The sequence below is a fragment of the Paracoccus zhouxuedongae genome (genome assembly GCF_041927815.1).
Taxonomy (GTDB): domain Bacteria; phylum Pseudomonadota; class Alphaproteobacteria; order Rhodobacterales; family Rhodobacteraceae; genus Paracoccus.
On record NZ_JBHFHM010000004.1, the window covers coordinates 1 to 19041 of the forward strand.

The window sequence follows — 19041 nt, forward strand, 5'->3', positions numbered from 1 at the left end:
GGCTTGCCGTGGCTCTTCGGAAAGAACGGCGCGAGGCGCGCCATCTGCGCCTCGGTCAGCCAGAAAAGGTTGCTCATTATCCAGTCTCCTTGCGGAGCCTGAATCAGGCCGCATCCGGAAGATCAATGAGTCCTGACCCTAGCAGGGCCTGCGGCGCCCGCCATTTCCCGGACGGAGCGGCGTGGGCCACCAGCGGCTTGGTGGTGCGCGCAACCGGTCCGGCTTGCGGTCCTCGCCCGGTCGTGCAGGTCGTCCCGGCTGGATAATCGTTCACGCGTTGAAAAATTGCTTCAGGCGCAACTGCAAGGCCTGCCACAGCCGGGGTGCGCCGCGGGCGACCTTGGTGCCGACGCGGGTTTCGACCTGGTCCAGCGTCACCGCATAATCGCGCCACGACCCGCCACCCGATGCCAGGTTCATCAGCACCGGCTGAACACGGTCCAGCGATTTGGCAAAGATTGCATCCTCTGTCCGGGCCTCCTCGAACTCATCCCACAGGGCGCGCAGATCAGTGGCCAGGTCATCGGGCAGCAGGCCGAAGATGCGATCGGCGGCGGCGGCCTCGTCGGCCAGCCGGGCGTGGCTGGCGTGCGACTGGCCGCCATTGGCGTGGATCGGCACATCGCCCACGTCGATCTCGACCAGGTCATGCAGGATCAGCATCCGGATCACGCGGTCGATATTGACGCCGGGCCGGGCGTGGTCGGCCAGGATCAGGGCGTAAAGCGCCAGGTGCCAGCTATGTTCAGCCGAGTTTTCCGGGCGTGACCGATCGGTGATCGGTGTGGCGCGAAGGACGGTTTTCAGCCGATCGGCCTCGGTCAAAAAGGCGATCTGCCGGTCAAGACGCCGGGCCGCGGCTTCGGGATCTGTCATCGGGTCTTTGTCCCGCAGCGATGGATGCGTTGATGCAAAGGGTCAGCGGGGCGACGCAGGACGCCACCACGAAGACCTGCCAGCACCCAGGATGGGCGCTGGCAGGGCCAAGGTCAAGCCGCGCCTTGGCCGGTCAATTCGCCGCCTGCATCATCGGATGTAGCGTCCTCATCGCCCCCCATGTCATCGGCCGTTTCATCGCCCGCGCCATCCGCATCGTCAAAGGGATCGTCATCGGGAACATCAGCCGGATCATCACCGCTGTCACCGTCAGAACCGTCGCCGCCATCGCCGTCGTCGGGGAAGGGTTCGTCGTCCCAGGTGCTGACGTCATCCCAATCATAGTCATCCGAGATGCCATCGCCGTTCTTGTCGTTGTCCTGCGGGGTGGATCCGGCGTCGCCGCCGGCATCCGCCGCCGCGCCCGCGTCATCGCCGCTGTCCACGTTGGCGGCGCGACCGATGGCACCGCCCCCGGCGGTCAGCGGATCATCACCGCCGTCCCAGAAACTACGACCGGTCCCGCCGTGGCGATAGCGCGCCGGGATGCCGGCATCCGATCGCGCGGAGCCCGCTTGCCCGGCAACGGCAAAGGCGCCTGCCGCACCGGCACCTTCGGCCCCCGCAGCGACCACACCGCCCTGCGTGCTGATCTGTGGATCGTCACCGATCATTCGCGCCTGCGCGAAGCTGTGTGACTGAACCGGCCCGCCGACGTCCGCCGAGCCGATTTGTGCCCGTGCGGGCACCACGGCGGGCGCTGTCAGCGCCGCCGCCATCATCATCATCCGAATCACCTGAACATCCTTTCCTTGTGGTGTCCAGGTTTCGCTTAGCATCCGGCCACTTGACGTCGCCCTAACGCGCCCCGATCAGCGCGTGGTCTCCGTCAGGCGGCGGCGCACATAGGTCGAGACGTGATCGATCATCGGGCCCATATGTGCTTGATCATCCTTGAAGAAATGATCGGCCCCATCAATTTCCTGATGGGTGATGGTGATGCCCTTCTGTTCGCGCAGCTTGCCGACCAATGCCTGCGTATCCTTGGGCGGCGCGACACGATCGGCGCTGCCGTTGATGATCAGGCCCGAGGCCGGGCAGGGCGCCAGAAAGCTGAAATCATACATGTTCGCGGGCGGGGCCACGCTGATGAAGCCGGTGATCTCGGGGCGGCGCATCAACAGTTGCATTCCGATCCAGGCGCCAAAGCTGAAGCCCGCAACCCAGCAATGCTTGGAGTTCGGGTTCATCGCTTGCAGGTAATCCAGCGCCGAGGCGGCATCGCTGAGTTCGCCAATGCCCTGATCGAACTCGCCCTGGCTGCGGCCGACGCCGCGGAAGTTGAACCGCAGAACGGTAAACCCAAGCCGGTGAAAGGCGTAATGCAGGTTATAGACGACGCGGTTGTTCATCGTGCCGCCGAACTGCGGGTTCGGATGCAGGATGATGGCAATCGGGGCATCGGGCTGGGGCTGGGCGTGATAGCGGCCCTCAAGACGGCCTTCGGGGCCGGCGAAAATCACTTCGGGCATCAGATTTGCCTTATGTCGGGGCCACGCGGGCCGGGGGGCGGTCCGGCTTGACGCTGGCCGGGCCTGTCCTTAGATCGTGTTGCGGTCAGCGGCCTGCAAGAGGCCGCGACAGGATCAGGTAGTCCGCCGCGCGCCGCGCGTCAATCGCCAAGCGCGGTTCAGGGTGGCGCGCGCCCGTCCGGTCGAGGCCGCGCGGAGATGCAAGGGGGATGCGATGAAACTGTCCACCAAGGGACGCTATGCGGTGGTTGCGCTGTGCGATCTGGCGCTGGCGGGGCCAGAACATCTGACCTCGCTGGCCGAGATCTCGCGCCGGCAGGATATCTCGCTGCCGTATCTGGAACAGCTTTTCGTTCGCCTGCGCCGTGCCGGGCTGGTGGACAGCGTGCGTGGCCCCGGCGGCGGCTATCGCCTTGCCCGCGCCCCCGAGGATCTGCGGCTGGCCGATGTGCTGGAGGCGGTGGATGAAACCGTCAGCGCGATGCATACCGGTGCCGGTGTGACGGGCGGCGTATCGGGCACGCGCGCGCAAAGCCTGTCGAACCGGCTGTGGGAAAGCCTGTCGGCGCATGTCTATGTTTTCCTTTATGAAACGACGCTGGCCGATGTGATCGGCAATCGGCTGAAGCCCTGTCCGGCGGTGCCCGGTCTGTTCTCGGTCGTCGATGACTGACGGCGCGCGCCTGCCCGGCTGCGGGACGGTCCGCGGGGGATATTTGGACCACGAAGAAAGCCGCTTTCTTCTTGGGATGAACATCCACCTTGCCGACGGCGGCCACGGGGCGCGACGCGCGTAAGGAGTCGGGATGCGGGTGTATCTGGATCATAACGCGACCACGCCCTTGGTGGCCGAGGCGCGGGCCGCGATGATGGCGGCGATGGATGTGGTGGGCAATCCGTCCTCGGTTCATGCGGAAGGGCGGGCTGCCAAGGCACTGATCGAATCGGCGCGCGCGGATGTGGCTGCGGCGCTGGGCGCGGATGGGTGCGATGTCGTGTTCACCTCGGGCGCGACCGAGGCGGCCGCCCTGGCCCTGGCCGGTCGCGATCTGGATTGCGCGAGCGTCGAGCATGACGCGGTGGCGGCCTGGTGCCGCGACGGCCTGCCGGTCGATGCGGCGGGGCGGGTGTCGGTGGCCGATCCGGGGCGTGCCGCGCTGCAACTGGCCAATTCCGAGACGGGCGTGGTTCAGACCCTGCCCGAGGGGCTGGCGGTCAGCGACCTGACCCAGGGTTTCGGCAAGATCCCCTTTGCCTTCAACTGGCTGGGCATCACCATGGGGCTGGTCAGCGCGCACAAGCTGGGCGGGCCAAAGGGTGTGGGTGCGCTGATCCTGCGCCCCGGAACCGAGATTGCGGCGCAATTGCGCGGCGGCGGGCAAGAGATGGGGCGGCGCGCAGGGACCGAAAACCTGATCGGCATCGCGGGTTTTGCCGCCGCCGCGCGCCGGGCCGCGCAGCATCTGGCCGATGGCGATTGGGATCGGGTTGCCGAACTTAGAACGATTCTTGAAAATGGGCTGGCAGAATCCGACGAAAATGCTATGTTTCCGGGGTCGGGTGCCGAAGCGGCCCCGCGCCTGCCCAACACGACCTGCGTGATCTCGCCCGGCTGGAAGGGTGAAACCCAGGTCATGCAGATGGATCTGGCCGGTTTCGCGATCAGCGCGGGGTCGGCCTGTTCATCGGGCAAGGTGCGTGCCAGCCGGGTGTTGCGCGCGATGGGGTATGACGAGATGCAGGTGGCCTCGGCCATCCGCATCTCATTGGGAATAGGGACGACGCGCGACCAGGTTGACCGCTTCCTGCGCGCATGGGAAAGCGCGCACCGGCGACACCGGGCGCGCCATGGCTGAGGCCCCGCCGGGGCAGGGAGACGCAATGACGCAAGACCTCGACATCCGCGAGGGGGTGGACCGTGAAACCGTGGAAACTGTTCAGAACATGGGCAGTTACAAATACGGCTGGGAAACCGACATCGAGATGGAATACGCCCCCAAGGGGCTGAATGAGGATATCGTCCGGCTGATCAGCCAGAAGAATGGCGAACCCGAATGGATGACCGACTGGCGGCTGGCGGCCTATCGCCGCTGGCTGACCATGACCGAACCCAGTTGGGCGATGCTGAATTATCCGGTCATCGACTATCAGGATCAGTATTATTACGCCCAGCCGAAAAGCATGGCGGAAAAGCCGAAGTCGCTGGATGAGGTCGACCCGAAGCTGCTGGCGACCTATGAAAAGCTGGGCATCCCGCTGAAGGAACAGATGATCCTGGCCGGGATCGAGGGCGCCGAGGGCGCGCCTGCCGAGGGCCGCAAGGTCGCGGTGGACGCAGTGTTCGACAGCGTGAGCGTCGGCACTACCTTCAAGGCGGAACTGGCCAAGGCCGGGGTGATCTTCTGCTCGATCAGCGAGGCGATCCGCGAGCATCCCGAGCTGGTGCAGAAATACCTGGGCAGCGTCGTCCCGCCCAGCGACAACTTTTTCGCCACGCTGAACAGCGCGGTGTTTTCGGATGGGTCGTTCGTCTATATCCCGCCGGGCACGCGCTGCCCGATGGAACTGTCGACCTATTTCCGCATCAATGCCGAAAATACCGGGCAGTTTGAACGCACCCTGATCATCTGCGACGAGGGCAGCTATGTCAGCTACCTTGAGGGCTGCACCGCCCCCAAGCGCGACACCAATCAGTTGCACGCCGCGGTGGTGGAAATCGTCATCCTGAAGGATGCCGAGGTCAAGTATTCGACCGTCCAGAACTGGTTCCCCGGCGATGAAGAGGGCAAGGGCGGCATCTACAACTTTGTCACCAAGCGCGCTGATTGCCGGGGCGACCGGGCCAAGGTGATGTGGACGCAGGTGGAAACCGGATCGGCGATCACCTGGAAATACCCGTCCTGCATCCTGCGCGGCGAGGCCAGCCAGGGCGAGTTCTATTCGATCGCCATCGCCAACAACATGCAGCAGGCCGATACCGGCACCAAGATGATCCATCTGGGCAAGAACACACGGTCGCGGATCGTGTCCAAGGGGATTTCGGCGGGCCGCGCGCAGAACACCTATCGTGGCCTCGTGACAATGCACCCGCGCGCCGAGAACAGCCGCAACTATACCCAATGCGACAGCCTGCTGATCGGCGATCAATGCGGCGCGCATACCGTGCCCTATATCGAGGTGAAGAACACCTCATCGCGCGTCGAACATGAGGCGACGACCAGCAAGGTCGATGACGATCAGCTGTTCTACTGCCGGTCGCGCGGCATGGACGAGGAAGAGGCCGTGGCCCTGGTCGTCAACGGCTTCTGCCGCGAGGTCTTGCAGGCGCTGCCGATGGAATTCGCCATGGAGGCGCAGAGCCTGGTGGCGATCAGCCTTGAGGGGAGCGTGGGGTGATGGTCGACGCCAAGGTCGAGCGTCTGCGACTGTTGCATGAGTTGGTCGCGCCGACGCCGTTGACGCGTATCCTGGACGTCGGGGCCAACCCGGTCAATCCGCCGCCCTATGCGCTGATGCACAAGGCCGGCCTGTGCGAGATCTGGGGCTTTGAACCCGCGCCCGAGGCTTTTGAAAAGCTTCAGGTCACCAAGGGTCCGCGCGAGCATTACATTCGCGCGGCTGTGGGCGACGGAAAGGATGCCGTGTTGCGGCTGTTTGCCGTGGACGGTTTCAACTCGACGCTGGATGCCAACTCGGGCTTTGTCGAACGCTATCTTGGCTTTTTCCGTCAGGCCTTGCGCCAGGTCGGGCAGTTGCCCTTCAACACGCAGCGGCTGGATGACCTGACGGATCTGCCGACGCCGGACCTGCTGAAGATCGACATTCAGGGCGGCGAGACTAAGGTCTTTGACCATGGCGCCAGAACCCTTGCCGGGACGGGCGCAATCATCACCGAGGTGGCCTTTGTGCCGCTTTACGATCAGCAGCCGCTGATCGGTGACCAGATGGCGTCGCTGCGCAAGCAGGGGTTCGAGTTCCACAAGATGCTGTTCACCAAATCGCACGCGCTGCGCAGCCGACTGGGCGAACGGCTTGACCCGTCGATGATGGCCTCCCAGGCGGTGGATGGCGATGCGGTGTTTCTGCGCCGCGACATGATCCTGCGCAAATCGACGCCCGCCGACGTCGAGGCCGTCAAGCATCTGGCGCTGCTTGCCGACAGCGTCTTGGGCAGCCTGGATGTGGTGCTGCGCTGTCTGACCATTCTTGACGACCATATCGGCCTCGACCGGCGACTGTTGGCTGCCTACCTGGCCAAAGTGAACCCCAAGCCTGCCGCCGCGGCGCAGGGCTAGACGATCCAAGGAAGACACATGCTGAAAATCGAAAACCTGCACGTCAAGCTTGAGGAAGAAGACAAGCAGATCCTGAAAGGCCTGACCCTGACCGTTCCGGCGGGCGAGGTTCACGCGATCATGGGGCCGAACGGGTCGGGGAAATCGACCCTGTCCTATGTGCTGTCGGGCCGCGACGGCTATGTCGTGACCGAGGGCAGCGCCACGCTGAATGGCGATGACCTGCTGGAACAGGAACCCGAAGAACGGGCGGCGGCGGGGCTGTTCCTGGCCTTCCAATACCCGGTCGAAATTCCCGGTGTCGGCAACATGACCTTCCTGCGCACCGCCGTGAACGCGCAGCGCAAGGCGCGCGGGCAGGACGAGATGTCCTCGGCCGAGTTCCTGAAGGTCGTGCGCGAAAAGGCCAAATCGCTGAATATCGACGCCGAGATGCTGAAGCGTCCGGTCAATGTCGGCTTTTCGGGCGGTGAGAAAAAGCGCAACGAAATCCTGCAGATGGCGATGCTGGAACCGAAGATGTGCATCCTGGACGAGACCGACTCGGGCCTTGATGTCGATGCCATGCGGCTGGTCAGCGAGGGCGTGAATGCGCTGCGCGGGCCGGACCGGTCGTTCCTGGTCATCACCCATTATCAGCGCCTGTTGGACCATATCAAACCCGATGTCGTGCATATCATGGCCGATGGCCGGATCGTGAAATCGGGCGGGCCGGAACTGGCGCTCGAGGTCGAACAGAACGGTTACGGCGATCTGTTGGCGGAGGTCGGCTGATGGCGCTGGACGATCTGAAGGCGGGCGCGCAGGCGCGGCTGGACGCCCAGGGCGGCCTGCCGACCCGGCGCGACGAATACTGGCGCTATACCGATCCGCGCGCGCTTCTGGCCGATGAGGTGCCGCCTGCGCCGCTGCCCCCGAAGGACGCCGAGCCGCCGCTGTTTTCAACCCGCGACCGGTTCGTGATGGTTTTCACCGATGGGGTCTTTGATGCGGAGGCGTCCGACCTGACCGGAGCCGAAGGCATCGAGATCGCGCCCTTGTCGGCCGCGCCCGATTGGGTGGCGGGCTTTGTCGGCACGCTTGAGGCCGAGGGCCAGAAGCCCGTGGGTCGCCCTCTGGCGGCGCTGAACGGCATTCGCGCGGATGAGGGGGCGGCGATCCGTGTCACGGGCCGCATCGCGCGCCCGCTGCACATCCTTTATCGCCGCAATTCCGAGGCTTGCGAGGTGTTCTTGCGACACGTTGTCAAGCTGGATCCGGGCGCCGAGGTGACCATCCTGGAAACCGGCCTGCCCGGCGCGCGCGCCAATACCGTGATGGAGATCGACCTGCCCAAAGCCGCGCGGTTCCACCATATCCGCGCCCAGGGTCCGGGCCGTCAACGGCTGGTCGCCACCGCGATCTTCGCCCGCATCGGTGAGGCCGCTCTGTTCAAATCCTTCACTCTGGCCGCCAATGGCACGCTGACCCGCAATGAGGCCGTGCTGGACATTCAGGGCGATGATGCCGTGGCCCATGTCGCGGGCGCGGCCCTTGGCGATGCGGCGACCGGCGATTTCCACCACGATGACACCGTGTTCGTGACCCATGCGGCGGAGCGCTGCGAAAGCCGTCAGGTGTTCAAGAAGGTGCTGAAGAACGGCGCGGTCGGCGTGTTTCAGGGCAAGATTCTGGTCAAGCCGGGCGCGCAAAAGACCGATGGCTATCAGATCAGCCAGGCACTTTTGCTGGATGAGAACAGCCAGTTCCTTGGCAAGCCCGAACTGGAAATCTATGCCGATGACGTGAAATGCAGCCACGGTTCGACGACCGGGGCGATTGATCCGACGGCCTTGTTCTATCTGCGCAGTCGCGGCGTCCCCGAGGATGCGGCGGTCGCGATGCTGGTGCTGTCCTTCCTGGCCGATGCCATCGACGAGATCGAGGATGACGACCTGAAATCCGAGATCGTGACCCGGCTTGAGGATTGGCTGAACCGCCATCCGGCCGCGCCTCACCGGAAGGGCTGACATGTCGGTCGTGGCGCGGATGGCGCGGATGTGGATCGCGCCGCGCCGTGTCGCGGCCGAGGTGATGGGCCTGCGCCTGTCCGAACCGGCGGCGCTTGCCACTTTGCTGTCCGCCTGCGGGCTGTTCTTTGTCGCACAATGGCCGGGGCATGCGCGGGCCGCGCATCTGGACCCCTTGGTGCCGCTGGATGCCCGGATCGGCGGCGCGCTGCTGGCGACGATGTTCATGCTGCCGCTGCTCGCCTATGCGATGGCCGCCCTGTCGCATCTGGCCCTGTGGCTGGCGGGGCGGCGCGGTGTCGACGGCTTGCGGCTGCGCGTCGCTTTGTTCTGGGCGATGCTGGCGGTGGCGCCGGCGATGTTGCTGGCCGGGCTGGTTCAGGGCTATATCGGGCCGGGTCCGGGCCTGACGCTGACGCGCGCCGTCGCCGGGATCGGCTTTGGGATATTCTGGGCGGCCGGCATTGCCGCCGCGCTGAAGGGGGCGTGATGGCTTTCGGCTTTGACGATTTTCTGGCCTTGTCGCGGGATGCGGTGACGCGGCCCGCGCAGGCGGTGCCGCGCATCCTGAACCTCGCCCCCCCGGTCGAGGGCCGCTGGATGGCGGCGGCGGTGGTGGTGGCGCTGTCGGCGATCCTTGCCTGGCTTGCCAGCCAGCTATTCCCGGTGCCGGTCGACACGCCTTGGTCGCCGCTGACTCGATCGCCCCTGACCATGGCGGGGGTGCAGCTGGTGGTGCTGATCGTCGTGTCGGGCATGGTCGCGCGCGTGGGCCAGCTGTTCGGCGGCAAGGGCAGCTTTGCCGATGCGTTGTGGCTGATCGTCTGGATCGATGCGATGATGCTGGTGATCCAGGTCGCGCAGGTGCTGCTGATGCTGATCTTCCCGCTGACCGCCGAGGTTCTGGGCCTGGTCGCGGTCGGCCTGTTCTTCTGGCTGGTCGTGTCTTTCACCAAGGAATTGCACGGCTTTGCCCATATCGGCCTGGTCGCCATCGGCGCCGTCGGCACGCTGATCGTGGCCAGCCTGATCCTCAGCCTGGCACTCGCCTCGCTCGGTATCCTGCCGCCGCTTGAGGCGATGCCGCAATGACCTATGACGTCGATGCGATCCGCGCCGATTTCCCGATCCTGTCGCGGCAGGTGAACGGCAAGCCCCTGGTCTATCTCGACAATGGCGCAAGCGCGCAAAAGCCGCAGGCGGTGATCGACGCGGTGGTGCAGGGCTATGCGATGGATTACGCCAATGTCCATCGCGGGCTGCATACGCTGTCCACCATCTCGACCGAGAAATACGAGGCCGTCCGCGGCAAGATCGCCCGCTTTCTGAACGCCCCCGATGAGGACGGCGTGGTCTTCACCACCGGCGCGACCGAGGCGATCAACCTGGTCTCCTATGCCTGGGCCGCGCCCCGGCTTCAGCCCGGCGATGAGATCGTGCTGAGCGTGATGGAGCATCACGCCAATATCGTGCCCTGGCATTTCCTGCGCGAACGTCAGGGGATCGTGCTGCGATGGGTTGAACCCGAGGCCGATGGCAGCCTGCCTGCCGACAAGGTGCTGGCCGCCATCGGACCGCGCACCCGGCTGGTCGCCGTCACCCATATGTCGAATGTGCTGGGCACGCTGGTCGATGTCGCGGCGATCTGCGCGGGCGCGCGCGCGCAGGGCGTGCCGGTGCTGGTCGATGGCAGTCAGGCGGCGGTGCATATGCCCATCGACCTGACCGAGATCGCCCCCGATTTCTATGCGATCACCGGCCACAAGCTTTATGGGCCGTCGGGGTCCGGCGCGATCTGGATCGCCCCGGAACGCCGGGCCGAGATGCGCCCCTTTCTGGGTGGCGGCGACATGATCCGCACCGTCAGCCGCGACGCGGTGAGCTATGCCGACCCGCCGATGCGGTTCGAGGCGGGCACGCCGGGCATCGTCAACCAGATCGGCCTGGGCGTGGCGCTGGATTACCTGAGCGCCATCGGCATGGAAAAGATCGCCGCGCATGAACGCGACCTGCGCGATTATGCGGCGGCGCAACTGGCCGACCGCAACTGGCTGACGCTGCAAGGCACGGCGCCGGGCAAGGGCGCGATCTTTTCGATGACCATGCCGGGCGCGCATCCCCATGACATCGCCACGATCCTGGACAAGCGCGGTGTGGCCGTGCGGGCGGGCAGCCATTGCGCCATGCCGCTGATGGATCACCTGGGCCTGACCGCGACCGCGCGCGCCAGCTTTGGCCTTTACAACACCCGCGATGAGGTCGACGCCCTTGTCTCGGCCCTGGATCTCTGCCGCGATCTTTTCGGTTGAGGCCGCCGGGCCGTGCTGGTATGGACCAAGGCACAGCGCACCCGTAGCTCAGCTGGATAGAGTGCTGCCCTCCGAAGGCAGAGGTCACAGGTTCGAATCCTGTCGGGTGCGCCAATTTCATCAGACAGTTGCGATGGACGAACCGGTGCCTGTGGCACAGGTTCCGGCTGCGCGATTCTACGGTTCCACACCGGTCAAATGAAAAGGGGCACCGCCATGGTGCCCCTTTCGCCGTCGCCTTTGCGCCGGTCTATTGCACCAGCGCCTTGCCGTTCTGGATGTGGCGCACCGCCAGCTTGCGGCCCATCCGGCCCGAGGCCAGGGTGCGCGCCGGGATCGCCTGATAGTCGCGGTCCGCCAGTTCGGGGAAGATCGCCAGGATCTCGTCGCGCGCCGCTGCGCCGACCGATTTCAGCGCCTCCGGCCCGGTGAACAGGCTTTCGCTTTCCGCACCGTTCGAGGTCACAACCTCATGCCGGTCGAACAGCATGTGGACATAGACCACGCGGGTCAGGTCGGTTGCGATGTCGATGCCGTCGACCTGGCACAGCTGCTTGGCCGCGACCAGCACCTCATCGGTGCCAAACAGGCGCTGCGCGATGCGCGATCGCACCAGCACCCGGTGCTGCGGGCTGACCACCAGATCGGCGGCAGGCAGGCCCGCGCCAAGCGCCCCTGCGCGGATGCGGACCGGGCGCAGGTTCGGGTTTGCCTCAAGCTCATCGGCCTCGATGGCGCGCTGACCGATCCAGCGGATCGGCTGGGCGCCACGGTCGCGCGTCATGACCAGATCGCCGATGCCCAGATCCTCGATCGCCACGGGGCCGCGGGCGGTGTCGATCAACGTGCCTTCGGTGAAGCAGACGACCTTGGTGTTGTCGGTCGTCAGTTGCGCGCCGGTCACGCCCTGAAGCGTCAGTGTGAAGTCGCTGGCAAAGCCATTCGCAGTGCTGATGTCGTTCAGCACCCCATCGGCCTGATCCTTGCGCAACCACTGCAACGGCGAGGCATATTTCGGCAGCCCGGCGGCTTCGCGCGCGGCGTTGATCTTGATCAGGTTGGCGGCGTTGTAATAGCCGCTCAGATCGACCAGATCGTTGTTGTTGAAATTGCCATCAGTGATGTTGCCACCGGTCGCGGTGTTGAAATCGGTGATGACATCGCCCGAGGTGACGCTGAACGTGTCAAACCCGTCGCCGCCGGTCATCGTGTCGGCACCCGCGCCGCCATCGATCTTGTCGTTGCCCGTGCCTGCGTCGATCAGGTCGTTTCCAGCCCCGGCGCTGATGACGTCATTGCCTGCGCCCGCCGCAATCGTATCGGCCCCGGCGCTGCCGGTGATCTGGTCATTGCCCGCGCCGGTGTCGACATTGATGCCGGCCGCGCCGTTGGTCAGTGCCGCATTGCCGGCGTCGATCACGTCATCGCCCGATCCGGTGACGACCTTCTCGATGTCGCTGAACGTCCCGGTGGTGCCGCCGGTCACGCCGCCGTTCTCGACGGTGGTATAGGTGACGGTGACCGGGTTGGTCAGCGCCGAGCCATCCAGCTTGTCACCCGCCATGCCGCCATCATCGGCGTTGTTGCTTATGTCCTCGGGGGTGCCCTCGTTCGCCTCGCCGCCGATGACGGTCCAGCCGCCGGTGCCGGTCTGCGCCGGGTCCAGCTTGAAATCGTCATCGCCCGCGCCGCCCGACACGGAATCGCCCGCGCCAAAGGTGATGTCGTCATCGCCGTCACCGGCGGCAATCGTGTCATTGCCGTTGCCGCCGTTGATCGTGTCCGACCCGGCCCCGGCGATGATGCTGTCGGCGCCGCCGCTGCCGGTGATCAGGTCATTGCCCGCGCCGGTGTCGATGTTGATACCGATGCTGCCGCCGGTATTGGTCAGCGAGGCATTGCTGGCGTCGATCGTGTCGTTGCCGCTGCCGGTGATGACCTTTTCGATTTCGCTGAAGGTGCCGGTGGCGCCGCCGGTGACATTCGCCCCCTCGAAGGTGGTATAGGTCACGGCGACGCCAGTGGTCAGCGCCGAGCCATCCAGCTTGTCGCCCGCCACGCCGCCATCATCGGCATTGTTGCTGGTGTCCTCGGGCGTGCCTTCGCTCGTCTCGCCGCCGATGACGGTGAAACTGCCGCTGCCGGTCTGGCCGGGGGCAAAGGTGAAATCGTCATCGCCCGCGCCGCCCGACACGGAATCGCCCGCGCCAAAGGTGATGTCGTCATCGCCGTCGCCCGCGATGATCGTGTCATTGCCGTTGCCGCCGTTGATCGTATCCGACCCGGCCCCGGCATTGATGCTGTCGTCCCCGCCGCCGGTGGTGATCAGGTCATTGCCCGCGCCGGTATTGGCGGTGATCGACTTGGTGACACCTGTTGCGGCGGTGATCGTGTCGTTGCCGCTGCCGGTGACCACGCCCTCGATCTGGGTGAAGGTCGTGGTCAGGCCGCCGCTGGCATAGGTGCCGGCCTCATCGGCGGTGAAGCTGACGGTCGCCGGACCGGTCAGGGTCGATCCGTTGATCGTGTCGAAATCAATCCCGGTGGTCGTGGTTTCGCCACCCACGATGGTCGAGGTGCCACCGGTGGTGGTGTTGAGGTTGAACACATCGTTGTCGGCGCCGCCGTCCGACAGATCGCCCGCGGCCGAGATGATCGTATCGCTGCCATCCTGGCCATACATCGTGTCGTTGCCGGCACCGCCCAGGATGCTGTCATCACCTGCGCCGCCGAACACAAGGTCATTGCCTGAGTCCGCGTTGATGAAGTCGTGGCCGTCGCCGCCCGACACGGTGTCATCGCCGCCGCCGCCGTACAGCGTGTCATTGTCGGTGCCGCCGTCGATCGTGTCGTTGCCAGCACCGCCATAGATCGTGTCTTTGCCCGCCCCGCCCAGCAGCGTGTCGGCCCCGCCGGCGGTGTCGGTCGGCGTCGTGGTGTCGCCATAGATCAGGTCGTCATTATCGCCACCCGAGACGGAATCGCCGCCCTGGCCGCCAATGATGGTATCATTGCCCGCACCGCCGTCGATCGTGTCGTTGCCGGGGCTGACCGTGGAGTTGCCAAGCGTGTCGTCACCATAAAGGACGTCATTGCCCGCACCGCCATACAGCTTGTCGCTGCCGGTATTGCCCAGCAGCGTGTCATTCGCACCGTCATCGGCGCCGTTCAGCGTGTCGCCAAAGCCGAAGATGACATCATTGCCCGCGCCACCATCGACGGTATCGGCGCCTGCACCGGCATAGACCGTGTCATTGCCCGCACCCGACCGGATCGTGTCGTTGCCGGCAAAACCCTGCACCAGGTCGTCATTCGACCCGGCGGTGCCGCCCGCCGCCACCCCGGCCAGGGTGTTGTCGGCATTGTCGATCTTGTCGCCCTGCGGATCGCCCGTATAGCTGCCGTCGATCGTGTCGTTCCCGGCCGTGCCCTCGACGATGCCGTTTTTCGGGTCCAGCGGTTGCTGCAAGTTCGAGCTTGCCACGCCGAAATCTTCATAGATGACCGAGTCGCCGCCATAGCTCAGCGTGTATTTGGTCCCGGGCGTCAGGGATACCGAGCTCATCACCCCGACGATGGATTTGACCACACCGGACGAGTCGACGACGACCACAGGATACATGTCGAACTCTGTGCCATTGGCCAGAACGCCGCGAATGGCATAGGGCACGTTCAGCAGCGTGTCCTTCGGGTAGGTGGTTCCGAACAGCGTCGTGGTCGCTGGCAGTTTGGTGCCATATTGCACCGCCGTGTCGATTGGATCCCAGGTGCCATTCGGCATGACGATCGACCCGGTCTGGTAATTGGTCGCCAGCGTCACCGAGCCGGTGGAATACTGGCTATAGGTGTTCGCCGAAGGGTCGACCGGAAGCGAGGTCATCGTGCTGGGGTTCGAGCCGCCGGTCGAGAACACATAGTTCAGCGACGACGCGCTATACATGTAAAAGGTAGTCATTCGTTAACTCCAGAAAGCGGCAACCGGGGCCGCCATCGCGCCGCCGGTGTAGATCCAGTTTGTCGGGTTGGTCGTGGCGGGGCATGTGCTGCCCCACGGTCGGTCAAAGCGGCCTGTTCGGATCGGGGCCGGTTTCCGGTCTACGGAAAGATCATCGTTACCCATTGAAACCCCTGTCAGACGGGACGATCCCGTTCGATGCGCTGTCGCGCGAAGTCGCCGCAAACCAACGCGGCGCAGCTGACAACAAGCGTAAACGATGTGTCGCGGTTTCACTCAAGGGGGGAAATTTTCAGAAAATCATTAAAATCAAACTGATCGCGCGGCAAAAATCCGGATTTCGTGATCTTTCAAGGCCTTGCCGCCGCAGCGTCTTTCGCCCCGGAAGTTATGCTCTGCCCAGAAATCAGGCGTTGGCCCAGGTGCTTTGCAATCTGCAATTGAAACGCGTTTTTAGTTTGCACCCGGCCTTCGCAAGGCACTGAAAAATACGACTATTGATGTCGTTTTCTGACTTTCGGTTGGGGGTGATTCGTCATAGCCTGACCAGGCCCTGTTGGCAGCTTGTCGGTCGAAACCTTTCGACCTCGGACTGTGGGTCGCGGTGTCTTCGCAAGGTCGGCGGCGCTTGCCCCCGCACAGCGGAGATGACGATGACGACCTTTTACATGTACGACGTGAATTCGTTGGACTTCTTTTTCTCGACCAGTGGTTCAAGCCCCCGGACACGGACCGGCCTGCCCCTTGATCCCTCGGCCAATACCGCCACGGTCGCGCAATATACGCGCGGCACCGTCAAGCTGGATGACAATTACAAGGTCGGATCGTTCCAGCTTCGTGACGGCGCCTGGGATGATATCGACACCGCTGTGCAACAGGGTGTGCCGTTGGTCGCGCCCGCCACGCTGTTTGGCACCGACTATCCCCGAGGCACGCTGGTGAACGTGCCCTATGCCGTTCGCGGCGTTGATGCCAATGGCGATGATTTCGACCTTTATCCGGTTGGCATCGTCGATTCCCGCGGCAATCTTCTGTCGATCATCGGGGTGATGAGCACGATCCCGCTGACCCCGGATACCTCATATCGGCTGTCCTACAGTGGTGGGTCCGTCATCTATGAGGATTTCGGCGTCGACAGCAGCGTTCTGCAAGAGCCACTACCCGCGCCCTGTCTGGTGCGTGGCACCCATGTTGCGACGCCCGGTGGCCCGGTCAAGGTCGAGGATCTGGCCGTCGGCGATCTGGTCACGACACGTGACAACGGCCCGCAGCCGTTGCGCTGGATCGGCATGGCGCGGGTGCGCGCGCAGGTGGTCGCGGACGACCGCCGCCTTCGGCCGATCCGCATTTCCGCCGGTGCCCTGGGCGCGGGTCTGCCGCTGCGCGATCTGTTCGTGTCGCCGCAGCACCGGGTGCTGGTCTCCTCGGCCATCGCGCAGCGCATGTTCGGCACGCGCGAGGTGTTGGTAGCCGCCAAGCAATTGTGCCAGCTGCCGGGCATCGACTATGCCGAGGTCAGCGGCGATGTGGATTACTTCCACCTGCTGTTTGATCGGCACGAGGTGATCCTGACCGAAGGTGCGCCGACGGAATCGCTGTTCACCGGCCCGCAGGCGCTGCAATCCATCGGTGCCGCCGCGCGGGACGAAATCTTCGCGCTGTTCCCCGACCTGGCCGATGACGACACCCTGCCCGACGCCGCGCGCCCGCTGGCATCTGGCCGGATGGGCCGCAAGCTGGCGGTGCGTCACCTGACCAACGACAAGCCGCTGATCTGACCGGCGGGTTTATGCGGTCAGCGCAAAGACCGCATCGGCAGACAGGGCAGGGCGGGCGGTGACCTCGCCCTGTTCCACCAGAAAGATCAGATGCGCCAGCACATTGCGCGTCGCGGCAGGCCACAGCGCGGGCGGCGTTTCGGTATAGATCGCGGCCACCAGCTCGGCCGGGCGCGCGGGGCCTTGGGCCAGCCGGGCGCGGATCTGATCCATCCGCAGGGCGCGATGCGCGGCCAGTTCCGCCAGCCGTGCGGCCGGGTCGGTAATCGGGCCGCCATGCGCCGGACGCAGCACCCGCGCCCCCCGCGCCGCCAGCCGGTCCAGCGTGCGCAGGTAATCCCCCAGATCGCCATCGGGCGGTGAAATCAGCGTCGAGGCCCAGCCCAGCACCACATCCCCGGTCAGGATGCCGATCGCCGGATCATCGCAGGCAAAGGCCAGATGCCCCGCCGCATGGCCGGGCGTATGCAGCGCCGTCACGCTCAGCCCGCCAAGGCTTATGGTCTCGCCATCGGCCAGACAGCGGTCGGGGCGAAGATCCTTGTCCAAACCCTCACCCCCGCCCGCCAGCCCGGCCTGCGCCAGGGCCTGCATCACTGCCGAGCGCCCGTCGGTCGCGCCACCGAAGGCCATCACCGGCGCGCCCACGGCGCGTGACAGGCGCGGGGCCAAAGCGGAATGATCCAGATGCGCATGGGTCAACAGGATCGCCGCGACCTTTTCATCCGGGGTCAGCGCCGCCAGGATCGCCGCCAGATGTGCAGGATCATCCGGGCCGGGATCGACGATCGCCACCCGCCCACGCCCCAGGATGAAGCTGTTCGTCCCCGGCCCGGTCAGCGGCCCCGGATTGTCGGCACGGATCAGGCGCAGCCCATCAGGCAGCGGCGTGGGGTCAGTCTGCATGGGCTTCCTTCCGGCAGTCGGCGCGGGTAGCATCCTAGCATGGGACATGACCTGATGCGCAACCTGCTGCCCCGCGGTCTTTATGGCCGTGCGGTGCTGATCCTGATCCTGCCGGTGGTGGTCATCCAGCTGGTCGTGTCGGTGATGTTCCTGCAACGGCATTTCGAGGACGTGACCCGGCAGATGTCGGACACCGCAGCGCGCGAATTGGCGCTGGTGATCGCCCGCGCCGAGGCCGCGCGAACCCTGCCCGAGGCACTGGCGGCGGCGCGCGCAGTGGCGCAGCCGCTGGGCATCACCGTCGCCCGACCGGGGGCCGAGGCCCCAAGGGATCGCCGCATCTGGTATGACTTTTCGGGCCGCATCGTGGTCAAGGTGCTGCATGACCGGCTGCCCGGCATCAGCGGTGTCGATCTGTCCGGGTCGCGCCAGGTTCGGGTGGGGGTGGCCACCGCGCAAGGACCGCTGGAGCTGTCCTTCGATCGTCGCCGCGTCAGCGCCTCGAACCCGCATCAACTTTTGGTGCTGATGGTGGCGACCAGCCTGTTGATGACGGGTATCGCCGTGATCTTCCTGCGCAATCAGCTTCGCCCGATCCGCCGCCTGGCGCGCGCCGCCGAGGCCTTCGGGCGCGGCCAGACGGTGCCCTATCGCGTCTCGGGCGCGACCGAGGTGCGCGCCGCCGGCGCCGCCTTTCTGGACATGCGTGCCCGGATCGAACGCCAGATCGAAAGCCGCACCCTGATGCTGTCGGGCGTCAGCCACGATTTGCGCACGCCGCTGACGCGGCTGCGGCTGGGCCTGTCGATGCTGACCCCCGACCTGCCGCCCGAACCCGACGAGATCGCGGCGATGGAACGCGACGTGGCCGAGATGGGGCAGATGGTCGATGCCTTTCTGGATTTCGCCCGCGACGAGGCCGCGACCGAGCCGGTCGAGGATGTCGCCATCGCCCCCTTCCTGCACCGCCTGGTCGAGGATCGCCGCCGCGCCGGGGCCGATGTCGATCTGGCCGCTCCGCTGCCCGAAGGTCTGGTGCGCTGCCGCCCGCTGGCGTTGCGTCGCGCGTTGGACAACCTGATCGGCAACGGCTTGCGCTATGGCCAGCGCGCGCGGGTCGGCGCTACGATCAGCCCCAAGGCGTTGGTCGTCGCGGTCGAGGATGCAGGCCCCGGCATTCCCGCCGACCGCCGGGCCGAGGCGCTGCGGCCGTTCTCGCGCCTTGATGCGTCGCGCAATCAGGACCGGGGGCAGGGGGTCGGCCTGGGGCTGGCCATCGCCGCCGATATTGCGCGCAGCCATGGCGGCACGCTTCGGCTGGGCGAAAGCGAGGCCCTGGGCGGGCTTAAGGCCGAAATCGTGATCCCGCGCTGACGCCGGG

17 protein-coding genes, 1 tRNA gene and 1 pseudogene are annotated in these 19041 nt (G+C 65.5%); 13 read left to right on the forward strand and 6 right to left on the reverse strand.

Features of this window, described 5'->3' with window-relative positions:
• The 4 genes and pseudogenes from ACEYYA_RS06035 to ACEYYA_RS06050 form a co-directional block, all read right to left on the reverse strand.
• A pseudogene (locus tag ACEYYA_RS06035) lies at positions 1-77 on the reverse strand (IS5/IS1182 family transposase); the annotation flags it as partial.
• Between the two features lie 193 nt (positions 78-270).
• Positions 271-876, reverse strand: a complete 606-nt coding sequence (locus ACEYYA_RS06040; protein ID WP_374798644.1) for an HD domain-containing protein — start codon at positions 874-876, stop codon at positions 271-273.
• A 113-nt stretch (positions 877-989) separates the two neighbouring features.
• Positions 990-1673: a hypothetical protein gene (locus ACEYYA_RS06045; RefSeq protein WP_374798646.1), complete on the reverse strand. Its 684-nt coding sequence runs from the start codon at positions 1671-1673 to the stop codon at positions 990-992.
• A gap of 75 nt (positions 1674-1748) precedes the next feature.
• The gene (locus ACEYYA_RS06050) at positions 1749-2408 is read right to left on the reverse strand and encodes an alpha/beta hydrolase (RefSeq protein WP_374798648.1); all 660 of its coding nucleotides are present in this window, start codon (positions 2406-2408) and stop codon (positions 1749-1751) included.
• A gap of 214 nt (positions 2409-2622) precedes the next feature.
• Between ACEYYA_RS06050 and iscR the strand changes: the two genes are divergently transcribed.
• The 10 genes from iscR to ACEYYA_RS06100 all read left to right on the forward strand — a co-directional run bounded on the left by iscR (position 2623) and on the right by ACEYYA_RS06100 (position 11135).
• The gene (gene iscR, locus ACEYYA_RS06055; protein WP_374798650.1) at positions 2623-3081 is read left to right on the forward strand and encodes a Fe-S cluster assembly transcriptional regulator IscR; all 459 of its coding nucleotides are present in this window, start codon (positions 2623-2625) and stop codon (positions 3079-3081) included.
• 133 nt (positions 3082-3214) lie between these two features.
• The gene (locus ACEYYA_RS06060; RefSeq protein ID WP_374798652.1) at positions 3215-4264 is read left to right on the forward strand and encodes a cysteine desulfurase family protein; all 1050 of its coding nucleotides are present in this window, start codon (positions 3215-3217) and stop codon (positions 4262-4264) included.
• A gap of 25 nt (positions 4265-4289) precedes the next feature.
• Positions 4290-5804, forward strand: a complete 1515-nt coding sequence (gene sufB, locus ACEYYA_RS06065) for a Fe-S cluster assembly protein SufB (protein ID WP_374798654.1) — start codon at positions 4290-4292, stop codon at positions 5802-5804.
• Entirely contained in the window at positions 5804-6703 is a 900-nt protein-coding gene (locus ACEYYA_RS06070; protein WP_374798656.1) for an FkbM family methyltransferase, read from the forward strand. The genes sufB and ACEYYA_RS06070 overlap by 1 nt, the downstream gene beginning before the upstream one ends.
• Before the next feature lie 18 nt (positions 6704-6721).
• Positions 6722-7477: a Fe-S cluster assembly ATPase SufC gene (sufC, locus tag ACEYYA_RS06075; RefSeq protein WP_374798658.1), complete on the forward strand. Its 756-nt coding sequence runs from the start codon at positions 6722-6724 to the stop codon at positions 7475-7477.
• Positions 7477-8712, forward strand: coding sequence for a SufB/SufD family protein (locus ACEYYA_RS06080; protein ID WP_374798660.1), 1236 nt, complete (start codon positions 7477-7479; stop codon positions 8710-8712). The genes sufC and ACEYYA_RS06080 overlap by 1 nt, the downstream gene beginning before the upstream one ends.
• A 1-nt stretch (position 8713) precedes the next feature.
• On the forward strand, positions 8714-9202 hold the full coding sequence (locus ACEYYA_RS06085; protein ID WP_374798662.1) for a hypothetical protein: 489 nt from the start codon (positions 8714-8716) through the stop codon (positions 9200-9202).
• Entirely contained in the window at positions 9202-9804 is a 603-nt protein-coding gene (locus tag ACEYYA_RS06090) for a YIP1 family protein (protein ID WP_374798664.1), read from the forward strand. The genes ACEYYA_RS06085 and ACEYYA_RS06090 overlap by 1 nt, the downstream gene beginning before the upstream one ends.
• Positions 9801-11021 (forward strand): cysteine desulfurase, encoded by a 1221-nt coding sequence (locus ACEYYA_RS06095; protein ID WP_374798666.1) that lies wholly within the window; start codon positions 9801-9803, stop codon positions 11019-11021. Before ACEYYA_RS06090 ends, ACEYYA_RS06095 begins: the two co-directional genes overlap by 4 nt.
• A gap of 37 nt (positions 11022-11058) precedes the next feature.
• A tRNA-Arg gene (locus ACEYYA_RS06100) sits at positions 11059-11135 on the forward strand.
• Positions 11136-11271: 136 nt separating this feature from the next.
• Here ACEYYA_RS06100 and ACEYYA_RS06105 read toward each other — a convergent pair.
• On the reverse strand, positions 11272-14976 hold the full coding sequence (locus ACEYYA_RS06105) for a Hint domain-containing protein (RefSeq protein ID WP_374798668.1): 3705 nt from the start codon (positions 14974-14976) through the stop codon (positions 11272-11274).
• 164 nt (positions 14977-15140) lie between these two features.
• On the opposite strand from ACEYYA_RS06105, the gene ACEYYA_RS06110 reads away from it, so the two are divergent.
• Entirely contained in the window at positions 15141-15461 is a 321-nt protein-coding gene (locus ACEYYA_RS06110) for a hypothetical protein (protein ID WP_374798670.1), read from the forward strand.
• A gap of 168 nt (positions 15462-15629) precedes the next feature.
• Positions 15630-16754, forward strand: a complete 1125-nt coding sequence (locus tag ACEYYA_RS06115) for a Hint domain-containing protein (protein WP_374798672.1) — start codon at positions 15630-15632, stop codon at positions 16752-16754.
• Between the two features lie 9 nt (positions 16755-16763).
• Here ACEYYA_RS06115 and ACEYYA_RS06120 read toward each other — a convergent pair whose 3' ends face one another.
• Positions 16764-17660 carry an MBL fold metallo-hydrolase gene (locus ACEYYA_RS06120; RefSeq protein WP_374798674.1) on the reverse strand — a complete coding sequence of 299 codons (897 nt, stop codon included), beginning with the start codon at positions 17658-17660 and terminating at the stop codon, positions 16764-16766.
• Between the two features lie 39 nt (positions 17661-17699).
• On the opposite strand from ACEYYA_RS06120, the gene ACEYYA_RS06125 reads away from it, so the two are divergent.
• Entirely contained in the window at positions 17700-19034 is a 1335-nt protein-coding gene (locus ACEYYA_RS06125) for an ATP-binding protein (RefSeq protein WP_374798676.1), read from the forward strand.
• Positions 19035-19041 lie beyond the last annotated feature (7 nt).

Bases quoted from the DNA above. Each gene is read 5' to 3' on its own strand.
- ACEYYA_RS06115 (WP_374798672.1), top strand. From the start codon at position 15,630: ATGACGACCTTTTACATGTACGACGTGAATTCGTTGGACTTCTTTTTC.
- ACEYYA_RS06050 (WP_374798648.1), bottom strand. From the start codon at position 2,408: ATGCCCGAAGTGATTTTCGCCGGCCCCGAAGGCCGTCTTGAGGGCCGC.
- ACEYYA_RS06095 (WP_374798666.1), top strand. From the start codon at position 9,801: ATGACCTATGACGTCGATGCGATCCGCGCCGATTTCCCGATCCTGTCG.
- ACEYYA_RS06070 (WP_374798656.1), top strand. From the start codon at position 5,804: ATGGTCGACGCCAAGGTCGAGCGTCTGCGACTGTTGCATGAGTTGGTC.
- ACEYYA_RS06040 (WP_374798644.1), bottom strand. From the start codon at position 876: ATGACAGATCCCGAAGCCGCGGCCCGGCGTCTTGACCGGCAGATCGCC.
- ACEYYA_RS06085 (WP_374798662.1), top strand. From the start codon at position 8,714: ATGTCGGTCGTGGCGCGGATGGCGCGGATGTGGATCGCGCCGCGCCGT.
- ACEYYA_RS06125 (WP_374798676.1), top strand. From the start codon at position 17,700: ATGGGACATGACCTGATGCGCAACCTGCTGCCCCGCGGTCTTTATGGC.
- ACEYYA_RS06060 (WP_374798652.1), top strand. From the start codon at position 3,215: ATGCGGGTGTATCTGGATCATAACGCGACCACGCCCTTGGTGGCCGAG.
- ACEYYA_RS06105 (WP_374798668.1), bottom strand. From the start codon at position 14,976: ATGACTACCTTTTACATGTATAGCGCGTCGTCGCTGAACTATGTGTTC.
- ACEYYA_RS06120 (WP_374798674.1), bottom strand. From the start codon at position 17,660: ATGCAGACTGACCCCACGCCGCTGCCTGATGGGCTGCGCCTGATCCGT.
- ACEYYA_RS06090 (WP_374798664.1), top strand. From the start codon at position 9,202: ATGGCTTTCGGCTTTGACGATTTTCTGGCCTTGTCGCGGGATGCGGTG.
- ACEYYA_RS06080 (WP_374798660.1), top strand. From the start codon at position 7,477: ATGGCGCTGGACGATCTGAAGGCGGGCGCGCAGGCGCGGCTGGACGCC.
- sufC (WP_374798658.1), top strand. From the start codon at position 6,722: ATGCTGAAAATCGAAAACCTGCACGTCAAGCTTGAGGAAGAAGACAAG.
- iscR (WP_374798650.1), top strand. From the start codon at position 2,623: ATGAAACTGTCCACCAAGGGACGCTATGCGGTGGTTGCGCTGTGCGAT.
- sufB (WP_374798654.1), top strand. From the start codon at position 4,290: ATGACGCAAGACCTCGACATCCGCGAGGGGGTGGACCGTGAAACCGTG.